Consider the following 12151-nt stretch of genomic DNA (forward strand, 5'->3'; position numbering starts at 1 on the left):
CGCTACACTAGCGAGCTACCTATACAACCGATTGCCCCATGAACCTTCGAATCATTCTGATCCTCGGCGCGCTCAGTGCCTTCGGCCCATTGGCCATCGATTTCTATCTGCCCGGCTTTCCGGCCATGGCGGCCGCCTTCGGGACGGACGAAACCCGCATCCAGAGCACACTCGCTTCCTACTTTCTGGGGCTGTCCTTCGGCCAGTTGTTCTACGGCCCCGTCGCCGACAGGTTCGGTCGGCGGGTTCCGCTACTCGTCGGTGTAGGCGTATTTACCGTTGCGTCGCTGGGCTGTGCCTTCGCGCCTTCGCTCGAAGCACTGGTATTGCTGCGCTTCCTGCAGGCCTTGGGAGGGTGTGCAGGCATGGTGCTTTCCCGCGCCATCGTGACGGACTCCTGCGACACCATTGGCGCCGCCAAGGTGTTCTCGCAATTGATGCTGGTGATGGGGCTTGCGCCTATTCTGGCGCCAGTGCTGGGTGGCTTTCTGGTCAATACCACCGGTTGGGAATCCATCTTCCTGGCCCTTACCTTGTTCAGCGGCTGCTGCGCGGTTGCGGTGTACCTGGGGTTGCCAGAAAGCATGCCGGCCGATCGGCCGCGTTTGCCTTTGAGTGGCGCGCTGACCCAGTACGCTCGATTACTCGGTGACCTGGGCTTCGTAGGCCATGCGCTTACCGGCGGTATCGCCATGGCCGGCATGTTCGCCTATATCGCCGGGTCACCGTTTGTGGTGATCAAACTCTATGGCGTGCCGACCGAGCATTTCGGCTGGGTGTTCGGGGCCAACGCGGCGGGCTTCATTCTGGTTGCGCAAATCAATGCACGGTTGCTCAGCAGGCTCGGCCCACACGCTTTGCTCAAACGGATGGTGTGGGCCTACCTCGCCGCCGGGGTTGTGTTGCTGGCCGTGGCTGCGCTGCGGCCCGTACATCTGTGGCCTTTGCTGGTGCCCTTGTTCGCCTGTATCGCAAGCCTTGGGGCCATCCTGCCCAATGCTTCGGCGTGCGCCATGGCCGGGCAGGGCCCTCGTGCGGGGAGCGCTTCGGCCATGCTGGGCTTCCTGCAGTTCGTGATCGCCGCGGTATCGTCCACGCTGGTAGGCGCCTTGGCGGACGGCTCGGCTGTACCCATGGTGTTGGTGATCGCCACCTGTGGCGCCCTTACCGTAGTGGCGTCGCTGATGACTCAGAGAATTGTGGCGGCTCGGGCCCGGGCCTGACGCCCCGCTAGACGCAAGCTTAATCGACGGCAGATCACCGACTGGTGGCGTAGGCTTTTTTACCGGGCAGTGTCATCCGTTTCCCATCCCGGTAAGGCGACGCAAGATCAAGATGCCTTGATTCGCTGGCTGGATCATCAAAAGTCCGCTGGCAGGAAGCGCGCGCGTTCGCGCGGTGTGTACGTGAAGCACTGTGCTCGTTCGCTGCAAGCGCTTCCCTTGGCCAATTTTCCCCCTGAATGCCGTGCTTATAATGCGCTGGATTCGCTGGCGTCCCAGTGGCGGCCGGCCCTCATACAGGGAGTGAATGAACATGGAATACGTACCTCGCATCAGCCGAATTGCCACGTTACTGGCCGACCCGAAGCGAAGCGCCATGCTATGGGCCCTGATCGACGGCGCTACGCGAGGGGCCGATGAGTTGGCGAACCTGGCGGGCCTTACCCCATCTTCCGCCAGCGCGCACTTGTCCAAACTTTCCGCAGCGGGGCTGCTCAAGCGTGAAGCTCGGGGGCGCAAGCGCTTCTTTCGGCTTGCCGCGCCGGAAGTGGGCATGGCCGTAGAGGCACTGGCGTCGGTACCGGCTGTTGCTCGTGGGGCGGAACTGCCAGGCGAGAACACGCTCGTTGCCGAGCAGTTACCGGGTACCTGCGAAGCGCTGCGCAAGGCGAGGATCTGCAAGGATCATCTAGGCGGGGAAGTTGCCAGCGCGTTGTATCAGCGGTTCATCGAGGCAGGGTGGATCGACACCGCAACCGGCTCCAGCCTCACGCCAATGGGCGTAGTTGGCCTCGCCAGCAGCGGCATCTTCGTTCAGGCGTTCGCCCAGCGCGGCTGCCTGCAGGTAACTACATGCTGCGACTGGTGTAATGGGGCGCCGCATTTGAGCGGTGCCTTGGGCGCCAGCCTGTTGCAGCTATTTTTGCAGAAAGGCTGGGTTCGCAAGGCCGATGACGGCAGGGCGCTGCGGGTGACGCGGGTGGGGCAGAGCGAGTTGGCCCGCCTGGGGCAGCCGACAGCCAACCGCAGGCTGATCTCCGTGTAAGGTTATTTCACCAGGCGCGCGTCCAGGCTGTTTTGCGCCAGGCGGCGTGCCTGATCTTCGGTCATGCCCAAGTGCGTGTGCAGTGCATGGAAGTTTTCCGTTACGTAGCCACCGAAATAGGCCGGGTCGTCAGAGTTGACCGTCACTTTCACGCCCCGCTCCAGCATGTCCAGGATGTTGTGGTTCGCCATGTCATCGAAGACACAAAGCTTGATATTGGACAGCGGGCACACCGTGAGCGGGATCTGCTCGTCGATGATCCGCTGCATCAACCGCTCGTCTTCGATCGCTCGCACACCATGGTCGATGCGCTGGATATGCAGGAGGTCCAGGGCTTCCCAGATGTATTCGGGCGGGCCTTCCTCACCGGCATGGGCAACGGTAAGAAAGCCTTCCGCCCGGGCGCGGTCGAATACACGCTTGAATTTGCTGGGCGGGTGGCCTTTTTCAGAGCTGTCCAGCCCTACCGCTACGAAAGTGTCCCGGAACGGCAACGCCTGGTCGAGAGTACGTTCGGCTTCTTCTTCGCTGAGGTGGCGAAGGAAGCTCAGGATCAGCCCGCTGCTCACGCCGAGCCTGGTCTTGCCATCGCGAAGGGCAGCGTTGATGCCGTTCAGCACCACTTCGAACGGAATGCCTCGGTCTGTATGGGTTTGCGGGTCGAAAAAAGGTTCGGTGTGTACCACGTTCTGGGCCTTGCAGCGTTCCAGGTACGCCCAGGTGAGGTCGTAGAAGTCCTGTTCGGTACGCAACACGTCGGCGCCCCGATAATACAGGTCCAGAAACTCCTGCAAGTTGTTGAAGGCATAGGCCGAGCGCAGGGCGTCGACATCAGCCCAGGGCAAGGCAATGCGGTTACGTTCGGCCAGGGCAAACAGTAGCTCAGGCTCCAGGGAGCCTTCCAGGTGCATATGCAGTTCAGCCTTGGGAAGGGTGTTGAGCCAGTTGTACATAGGGAAATCTCTTGAAGTCATGACCGGGCATTTTACGCGCGTAATGCGTGGCACGCACGGTCGCGGATGTCGCGGCGAAACCATCGCGGCGGTGTAGCAGTCAGTACTACTTCCACGCCGTTAATGAAAGGACTGCCATGCTCAAGCACATCATCGAGGAAAAGTTTCTATTGCTTGCACTGGTGGCGGCGATCGTGGCGTATCCGCTCGAACCATTGATGGTGCATGGGGGCCAGGGCGTAGCCTTGCTGAGCGCCGGCCTGCTGGTGGTTGCGATCATCTGCGCTTCGCTTCGAGTGGCGCACCATGCCGAAATGCTGGCCGAGAAGGTAGGGGACCCCTACGGCACCATGATCCTTACCTTGGCGGCGGTGCTGGTGGAGGTTGTGATCCTCGCCATCATGATGAGCAACGCGCCCTCGCCAACGCTGGTGCGCGACACCATTTATTCCGCGGTAATGCTCGATATCAACGGCATTCTCGGGCTCGCGGCGCTGATGGGCGGGCTCAAGCACGGGGAACAGAGCTACAACGATGATTCCGCTCGCACTTACAGCGTGATGATCCTCACGGCGATGGGCGTGTCCATGGTGGTGCCGGAATTCATCCCGGAAGGGCGCTGGGCCTTGTATTCCGGGTTCACCATCGGCGCGATGCTCGTACTGTATAGCCTTTTCTTGCGCATGCAGGTAGGGCCGCACAGTTACTTCTTCAGCTACAACTACCCGGAAAAAAAGCGTCGCAAACCTTCCGCTGAAGCCGAAGAAGCACCCGTTCGTACCGGGTTCTCCATCGGGGTGCTGGTGTTTGGTGTTGTGGTCATCGGTGCCTTGGCCGAGGTGATGTCCAAAGCCATGGACGTTGGCCTGGAGGGCAGTGGCGCGCCGCCAGTATTGTCGGCAATACTTGTAGCGGCCATTTCCGCCGCCCCGGAGATACTGACCGCACTTCGAGCCGCCCTGGCTAACCGGATGCAATCTGTAGTGAACATTGCCCTGGGCGCATCGCTGTCCACGGTAATCCTTACGGTACCCGTGATGGAGGCGATGGCCCTCTACACCGGGCAGCCTTTCCAGATGGCCATGACGCCTGTGCAAACCGTAATGGCCTTCATCACCCTGCTGGTGTGCGCCATCAACCTGAATGACGGGGAAACCAATGCCATTGAGGGCATGACGCATTTCGTGCTGTTCGGCACCTTCGTGATGCTCTCCTTGCTAGGGCTTTAACCCTACCAGGCAAGGGTTTCGCCTTTGTAGTTGATGAAGTGAAGCCCGCCCCGCCCGGAAAACGCCTCAAGCTGCTTCACCATGCCCTGGGTGCTGGTATCCACATCGATGTCCGCCTGGGGGCCGCCCATGTCTGTTTTCACCCACCCCGGGTGCATGCACAGCACGGTAGGCCGTGGCGTGGGCAACTGGTTCACGAAGGAATTGACCATCGAATTGAGCGCAGCCTTGCTGGCCTTGTACAGCGGGACTTCGAGGGCGTCAGGGGAAGTAACGGTACCCAGCGTCGAACTCATAAACGCCAGCACACCGCTTTCGGGCCTCACGTTTGCGGCGATCCGCCGGGCCAACCTGATCGGCGAGAGCACGTTGGTAGTGAACAACGCGGCGATATCTTCAGGGGCCACTTCATCCAGTGCAGTAGTGGGCCCCATCACGCCAGCGTTCACGAAAACCACATCGAATACCTGGCCTGTCAGCTTCTCGGCAAAGGCGTCGAGGCTCGCAAGATCGTTCAGTTCAAGCTCGAGTACGGTGGCGGCATTGCCCAAGGCGACAGGTGCCTGGGCCCTTACCGTTGCCGTCACGCCCCAACCCTGCGCAACAAGGCGTTGCGCAAGGCCCAGCCCCAGCCCTCGGGAGGCGCCGATGATAAGTGCTTGCTTGGTACTGGCCATGGTAGTGATCTCCGAATAGGGGAGGGGAAAGCATACGCTCGATAAGGGTAGCCTTAGCTGATCATAAAATAACCAAAGGTTTGAAAGCCCCGGGAGCGGTGGGCTTCAGCGACCTACACAGAGTTTATCCACAGGCAGGCGCACAGTGGATGTGTACAAATCAGGCTGGGGATAAACGGATACGTCCGCGGCTCAGCTGCGCCAGGTGATCGCCTAATTCAAGTAGCCGGGCCGGAGGCGCGGCCAAGTGCAGGGATACACCGTTGGCTTCAAAGGATTCGCTCAGTACTTCGCCGCCTGCTTCTGCAACGCGCAGGCGCACAAGGGCCAACTCGCTGAAGGTGCACTCACAGGTGAAGGCAGAGCGGCTGATCAAAGGTTGTTTGATGGCCTGCTGCAGGCATTTGTTGGCGCAGCCGCCATAGGCGCGGGCCAGGCCACCGGTGCCGAGTTGAATACCCCCGTACCAGCGCGTGACCACTACCATGACTTGATCACAGCCCTGGGCTTCGATCGCGGCGAGGATGGGGCGCCCGGCGGTGCCGCCGGGCTCGCCGTCGTCGCTGCTTCTGTACTGCGTACCGATTTTCCATGCCCAGCAGTTATGGGTGGCGTCGGGGTCGCCATGGGTTCGCAGGAATACCGACGCATGCTCCGGATTTTCGATGGGGCCTGCGATCGCCAGGAAGCGGCTTTTGCGGATTTCCTCCCGGTATTCACTCACCGCTAGCAATGTGAATGACATCAGCGGGGAATACCTGCCGATGCCGGGATGGTAATACCGCAGCCGGTGAGAATGATATGGATCAGGTTATCCGCAGCCTGGTCGAAATCCACCCGAGTCAGCCGGGCCTTGCCCGTCACCCGGCAAATCTGGCTGGCGAAGTCTGCGTAGTGTTGAGTGCTGCTCCATAGCAGGAAGATCAGGTGCACGGGATCTACCGCGTGCATTTTCCCTTCTGCAATCCATTGTTCGAACACCGCCGCCCGGCCCTTGAACCATAGCTGATAGTCCTGGCTGAAATACTCACTCAGGCATTGCCCGCCACTGATGATTTCCATGGCGAAGATACGCGAAGCCTGAGGATGGCGGCGGGAAAATTCCATCTTGGCGCGTATGTAACGGATGAGCGCTTCGCCCGGGTCGTCGGCGCTGGTGAGGTTGTTGAAGGTGCTGTCCCATAGCTCGATGATATTGCTCAGTACAGCGATATAAAGGCCAAGCTTGTTAGTGAAGTAATAATGCAAGTTGGCCTTGGGAAGGTTGGCCTTGGCTGCGATCGTGTTCATGCTTGTGCCCTTGAAGCCATGCCGGGCGAATTCATCTTCCGCTGCCTTGATGATCGCTTCTTCGTTCTTTTGGCGAATGCGGCTGGGCGGTTTGCCGTCGGGCTGAGCGCTGTGGGCGGGAACATGCAGGGGCATAGGTCTTCCAGGGTTACCTGTGGGGCGTTGAGCTGCGTTGATAACGCACCCACAGGCAACAGACAAGCGTTAAAGGCGCTTTTCCACCGCAGCGGCGGCACCCGCAGGGTGAAGCGGCGCAATCGCTTCGCCTTGACGGGGCAAGATCAGGCTAAGCAACAGTGCAGTCACCCCGCCACTGGTGATGGCGGAGTCGAACAGGTTGCGCACCAATGCAGGCATATGATGCAAAAGTTCAGGCTGGGCGGCGATGCCAAGGCCTACGCCGAAAGAGGTAGCGACGATCAGCATGTTGCGCCGGTCGAGAGCGTTCTGCGCAATGATCCTTACTCCGGCCGCAGCAACGCTACCGAACATCACCAAGGTGGCCCCGCCCAGCACGGGTTTTGGAATCTGCTGCAATACAGCGCCGATGGCTGGCACCAGCCCCAGCAAGAAAAGGATCGCCCCGATGTACAGCCCCACGTACCGGCTGGCAACGCCGGTGAGTTGGATCACACCGTTGTTTTGCGCAAAGGTGGTATTGGGAAAGGCACTGAAGGTTGCCGCAATCATGCAGCTCACGCCGTCCCCAAGTACGCCGCCCTTGAGCCGGGCAACGTACGAGGGCCCTTGCAACGGCTGGCGTGAGAGCATGCAGTTGGCCGTAAGGTCGCCGACCGTCTCGATACTGCTGATCAGATAGATCAGAGCGATGGGCAGGAAGACCGTCCAGTCGAAAGCAAACCCGAAGCGGAACGGTATCGGCAGGGTCACCAGGGGCAAGGCAGGCAACGCATGAGGTACCAGCTTGCCGCTGAACCACGCCGCTATGCTGCCGGCTACCAGGCCGATGACGATCGCCGACAAACGTAGCCATGGGGATTCCGAGCGGCTGAGCAGCACCACGATCACGAGCACCAACCCACCTAGCGCCAGGTTGCCTGGCGCGCCAAAATCGGCGGCACCGAAGCCACCACCCAGGTCAGTGATGCCAACCTTGATAAGGCTGATACCGATAAGCGTGATGACAATGCCTGTTACCAAAGGCGTGAGCACTCGGCGCATTTGCCCTATGAAACGGCTGAGCACTACCTGTACCAACGAGCCGAAGAAGCAGATCCCGAAGATCATCGCCAGGATGTCCTCCGGGCTGCCTCCGCGCTGCTTGACCATGAAGCCTGCCGACAGGATTGCACCCAGGAACGCGAAACTGGTGCCTTGCAGGCAGATCATGCCAGCGCCTATGCCCCAAGGCCGGCGCGCCTGGATGAACGTTCCTACACCGGAAACCATCAGCGCCATACTGATCAGGTAGGGCAAGTGCTCACCCAGCCCAAGCGTTGAGCCGATGATCAACGGCGGCGTGATGATGCCGACGAAGCTGGCGAGCACGTGCTGCAGTGCCGCAAGCATGGCTGGCAGGGGGGCGGGCCGATCCTCGAGGTTATAGAGCAGGTCCGGGTTGACCGATTCTTCAGGTGGCATGCTGCATGGCTCCAGTGCGGGCGCGCGAGTAAGCGGCCGATGAATCCATCGTTGCAAGAACCTGTCCAACTGCTCAGTTTTTTAGCTCGGGCCTTCGCGCAGCCCCAGGCAGGCTAGGGGGTTCGCGGTTTGTGGAGGAAATCTACCGGGTAGCCGCCAGCTGCTCGAGAAAGCTTTCCAGCACCAAATGTGGGCGCCGCCCCTTTCGGGTGACCCATGAAAGGCTCAAGTCGTAGAAGCGCTGTCGAGCTTTCAACGCGCGCAGCCGCCCTTGCTGCACCCACGCTTCGGCGTAGTGATCCGGTAGGTAACCGATGTATCGGCCGGTGAGGATAAGGAACGCCATGCCCTCCCGGTCCGAGGCGCTGGCGCTGCAGTTGAGCACCTGATAGTGGGCCTGGATTTCGCCGGGCAATCGAAACGTCGGCGCAATGGCTTCCTGGCTATTGAGCCGATCGTCATCGAGGGTGGTGTCGTCGGCATAAAACAAGGGGTGGCCTACCGCGCAATAGAGTGAAGAGCGCTCACTGTACAAGGGCTGGTACTCCAACCCCGGCAGCGCGCTGGCTTGAGGCACTACCCCCACGTGAAGGCTGCCGTCCAGTACGCCTTGTTCCACCTGGCTGGGAGCGATCATGCGGATGTTGATTCGCACATCCGGCCCTCGCTCCTTGAGTTGCGCCAGGGCATGGGTAATACGCATATGCGGCAGCGTGACGAGGTTGTCGGTCAACCCGATGTTCAGCTCCCCACGCAAATGCTGGTGCAATCCATTCACTTCCGTGCGGAAGTTTTCCAGCGCGCCTAATAACTGCAGCGAGGACTGGTATACCTCACGCCCTTCTTCGGTGAGCGAGAAGCCTGCCCGGCCGCGCTGGCACAGCCGCAGCCCGATACGCTGCTCCAGGTCGCTCATTTGCTGGCTGATGGCGGAGCGGCCTATGCCCAGCACGTTCTCGGCCGCGGAAAACCCGCCGCATTCCACAACACTCCGGAAGATCCGCAACAGTCGGATATCAAAATCGCTGACCTGCGCCAGAGGCTCTCGACGGCTCATTGTTTAGTCCCGCTCAGCCTGAAGATTGGAAAAACAAGGTTTTTCGGACTTTATCCGCGTGCGAACGTAGCCGCAATCACCAACGCACGCTGCCATCCTCAAAGAGGTTTCAGATGAACATGCCAGAGAATGCACCCGCCGGGCTGGCGAGCCAGCTCAAACTGGACGCCCACTGGATGCCGTATACGGCTAACCGTAATTTCCAGCGCGACCCTCGGATGATCGTGGCGGCGCAGGGGCGTTACCTGACCGACGACCGCGGCCGCCAGATCTACGACAGCCTCTCTGGCCTGTGGACCTGCGGTGCCGGCCATACCCGCAAAGAAATTCAGGAAGCAGTTGCCCGTCAGCTAGGCGTGCTGGACTACTCGCCTGCATTCCAGTACGGCCATCCGTTGTCGTTCCAGTTGGCCGAAAAAATCATCGACCTCACCCCCGGGGACCTCAATCATGTGTTCTTCACCAACTCAGGTTCCGAGTGCGCCGATACGGCGGTGAAGATGGTGCGTGCCTACTGGCGGCTCAAAGGCCAGGCCACCAAGACCAAGCTGATCGGCCGCGCGCGTGGCTACCACGGAGTGAACATCGCCGGTACCAGCCTGGGCGGCGTGAACGGTAACCGGAAAATGTTCGGGCAGCTGATGGACGTCGATCACCTGCCTCATACCCTTCTGCCGGCCAACGCCTATACCCGCGGCCTGCCCGAGGAGGGTGGAATTGCCCTGGCTGATGACCTGCTACGGCTGATCGAACTGCACGACGCGTCCAACATCGGCGCGGTGATCGTGGAACCCATGGCGGGTTCGGCGGGGGTACTGCCGCCGCCCAAGGGCTACCTCAAGCGCCTGCGCGAAATCTGCGACCAGCACAACATCCTGCTTATCTTCGACGAGGTGATCACAGGCTTTGGCCGTACCGGCAGCCTGTTTGGCGCAACGACCTTCGATGTAACGCCAGATTTGATGTGCATCGCCAAGCAGCTCACCAATGGCGCTATCCCAATGGGTGCGGTGATCGCTCGCAGCGAGATCTATCAAACCTTCATGGCGCAGCCCACGCCTGAATACGCGGTGGAATTCCCGCACGGCTATACCTATTCCGCTCACCCCGTAGCGTGCGCTGCCGGTATTGCTGCGCTGGATTTACTGCTCAAGGAAAACCTTGTGCAAAGCGCGGCCGAGCTGGCGCCGTCATTCGAAGCGGCGATCCATGGGGTAAAGGGCGCTCGGCACATTGTGGATATTCGCAACTTCGGCCTGGCCGGTGCAATCCAGCTTACCCCGCGAGATGGGGATGCAATCGTGCGGCCGTACGAAGCGGCGATGAAACTATGGCAAAAAGGCTTCTATGTTCGTTATGGCGGCGACACCCTGCAGTTCGGCCCGACCTTTAATGCTACCGCCGAAGAAATGAACAGCCTGTTCGACGCAGTGGGCGAAGCCCTCAACCAGATCGACTGATAACGGAGCACGTAATGAGCACCATCCAACACCTGATCAATGGCGACCTGGTAAGCGCGGGTGATCGTACCGCTGACGTATTTAACCCTTCTACGGGCGAAGTCAGCGGGAAGGTATACCTGGCCGACGTGGCTACGGTCCAGCGCGCCATCGATGCTGCCAAGGCAGCATTCCCGGCCTGGCGCCGCACTCCTGCGGCCAAACGTGCCCAGGTAATGTTCCGTTTCAAGCAACTGCTTGAGCAGAATGAAAGCAAGATCGCGCAGTTGATCAGCCAGGAACACGGCAAAACCCTGGAAGATGCCGCTGGCGAGCTCAAGCGCGGTATCGAGAACGTTGAGTTCGCATGCGCCGCACCTGAACTGTTGAAGGGTGAGTACAGCCGTAACGTAGGGCCGAACATAGACGGCTGGTCCGACTTCCAGCCGCTTGGTGTAGTAGCAGGGATCACGCCATTCAACTTCCCGGCCATGGTTCCCTTGTGGATGTATCCACTGGCCATCGTGTGCGGCAACTGCTTCATCCTCAAGCCTTCGGAACGCGACCCCACGTCCACCCTGTATATCGCGCAATTGCTTCAGGAAGCAGGGCTGCCGGCCGGCGTGATGAGCGTAGTGCACGGCGACAAGGTTGCAGTGGATGCATTGATCGAAGCGCCTGAAGTGAAAGCGATCAGTTTCGTAGGCTCCACCCCGATCGCCGAGTACATCTATAAAGAAGGCGCTGCCCGTGGCAAGCGGGTACAGGCGCTGGGCGGCGCGAAGAACCACGCTGTATTGATGCCGGATGCCGACCTGGATAACGCGGTCAGCGCCTTGATGGGTGCGGCATATGGCTCCTGTGGCGAACGGTGCATGGCGATCTCAGTCGCCGTATGCGTGGGCGACCAGGTAGCAGATGCCTTGGTAGCCAGGCTGGCGCCGCAGATCCAGGAGCTGAAGATTGGCGCAGGTACCAGCTGTGGGTTGGATATGGGGCCACTGGTTACCGGCCAGCATCGGGACAAGGTCCGTGGGTATGTAGATGACGGCGTTGCGGCCGGGGCGCAGCTGGTAGTGGACGGCCGTGGGTTGAGCGTCAGCGGAAACGAAAACGGCTTCTTCCTCGGTGGGTGCCTTTTCGACCGCGTAACGCCCGACATGCGTATCTATAAAGAAGAGATCTTCGGGCCGGTGTTGTGCATCGTCCGGGTAAACAGCCTGGAAGAAGCCATGCAGCTGATCAATGATCACGAGTATGGCAACGGCACTTGCATCTTCACCCGTGACGGTGAAGCGGCGCGGCTGTTCTGTGATGAAATCGAAGTAGGCATGGTTGGTGTGAACGTGCCGCTCCCGGTGCCGGTGGCCTATCACAGCTTTGGCGGCTGGAAGCGCTCCTTGTTTGGAGACCTGCACGCCTACGGGCCGGATGGTGTCCGCTTCTATACCCGGCGCAAGGCAATCACCCAGCGGTGGCCGCAGCGCGCTAGCCATGAAGCTTCGCAGTTTGCGTTCCCTAGCCTTTAAACCTGTTAAAGAGGGTGTTCACACGGATGTAACAAATAAGTGTTGACGCCCTCTCGAAAGCCCTTATAATGCGCCCCACTTCCAGCGACAACGGAACGGCAAACTTC

11 protein-coding genes are annotated in these 12151 nt (G+C 60.2%); 5 read left to right on the forward strand and 6 right to left on the reverse strand.

The window, feature by feature from the left end; all coding sequences use genetic code 11:
- Positions 1 to 38 precede the first annotated feature (38 nt).
- Entirely contained in the window at positions 39 to 1223 is a 1185-nt protein-coding gene (locus LG385_RS23340) for a multidrug effflux MFS transporter (protein ID WP_225776096.1), read from the forward strand.
- A 313-nt stretch (positions 1224 to 1536) separates the two neighbouring features.
- Positions 1537 to 2268, forward strand: a complete 732-nt coding sequence (locus LG385_RS23345) for an ArsR/SmtB family transcription factor (protein ID WP_225776097.1) — start codon at positions 1537 to 1539, stop codon at positions 2266 to 2268.
- Between the two features lie 2 nt (positions 2269 to 2270).
- Here the strand turns inward: LG385_RS23345 and LG385_RS23350 are convergent, their stop codons facing one another.
- Positions 2271 to 3221 (reverse strand): adenosine deaminase, encoded by a 951-nt coding sequence (locus LG385_RS23350; RefSeq protein ID WP_225776098.1) that lies wholly within the window; start codon positions 3219 to 3221, stop codon positions 2271 to 2273.
- A 137-nt stretch (positions 3222 to 3358) separates the two neighbouring features.
- Between LG385_RS23350 and LG385_RS23355 the strand changes: the two genes are divergently transcribed.
- A complete protein-coding gene (locus LG385_RS23355) occupies positions 3359 to 4450 on the forward strand; it encodes a calcium:proton antiporter (RefSeq protein ID WP_225776099.1) in 1092 nt (363 codons plus the stop codon).
- Positions 4451 to 4452: 2 nt separating this feature from the next.
- On the opposite strand, the gene LG385_RS23360 is transcribed toward LG385_RS23355, so the two are convergent.
- The 5 genes from LG385_RS23360 to LG385_RS23380 form a co-directional block, all read right to left on the reverse strand.
- On the reverse strand, positions 4453 to 5127 hold the full coding sequence (locus LG385_RS23360) for an SDR family oxidoreductase (protein ID WP_225776100.1): 675 nt from the start codon (positions 5125 to 5127) through the stop codon (positions 4453 to 4455).
- Positions 5128 to 5287: 160 nt separating this feature from the next.
- The gene (locus tag LG385_RS23365; RefSeq protein ID WP_225776101.1) at positions 5288 to 5872 is read right to left on the reverse strand and encodes an IMPACT family protein; all 585 of its coding nucleotides are present in this window, start codon (positions 5870 to 5872) and stop codon (positions 5288 to 5290) included.
- The gene (locus LG385_RS23370) at positions 5872 to 6552 is read right to left on the reverse strand and encodes a TetR/AcrR family transcriptional regulator (RefSeq protein WP_181118098.1); all 681 of its coding nucleotides are present in this window, start codon (positions 6550 to 6552) and stop codon (positions 5872 to 5874) included. The genes LG385_RS23365 and LG385_RS23370 overlap by 1 nt, the downstream gene beginning before the upstream one ends.
- A gap of 69 nt (positions 6553 to 6621) precedes the next feature.
- Positions 6622 to 8019 carry a uracil-xanthine permease family protein gene (locus tag LG385_RS23375; RefSeq protein WP_225776102.1) on the reverse strand — a complete coding sequence of 466 codons (1398 nt, stop codon included), beginning with the start codon at positions 8017 to 8019 and terminating at the stop codon, positions 6622 to 6624.
- Positions 8020 to 8161: 142 nt separating this feature from the next.
- Positions 8162 to 9076 carry a LysR family transcriptional regulator gene (locus LG385_RS23380; RefSeq protein ID WP_225776103.1) on the reverse strand — a complete coding sequence of 305 codons (915 nt, stop codon included), beginning with the start codon at positions 9074 to 9076 and terminating at the stop codon, positions 8162 to 8164.
- Positions 9077 to 9189: 113 nt separating this feature from the next.
- On the opposite strand from LG385_RS23380, the gene LG385_RS23385 reads away from it, so the two are divergent.
- Positions 9190 to 10536, forward strand: coding sequence for an aspartate aminotransferase family protein (locus LG385_RS23385; RefSeq protein WP_225776104.1), 1347 nt, complete (start codon positions 9190 to 9192; stop codon positions 10534 to 10536).
- Between the two features lie 14 nt (positions 10537 to 10550).
- A complete protein-coding gene (locus LG385_RS23390; RefSeq protein ID WP_225776105.1) occupies positions 10551 to 12044 on the forward strand; it encodes a CoA-acylating methylmalonate-semialdehyde dehydrogenase in 1494 nt (497 codons plus the stop codon).
- Positions 12045 to 12151: the final 107 nt, after the last annotated feature.

Origin of the sequence: Pseudomonas sp. Marseille-Q5115 (assembly GCF_916618905.1) — a bacterium.
Classification (GTDB): domain Bacteria; phylum Pseudomonadota; class Gammaproteobacteria; order Pseudomonadales; family Pseudomonadaceae; genus Aquipseudomonas; species Aquipseudomonas japonica_A.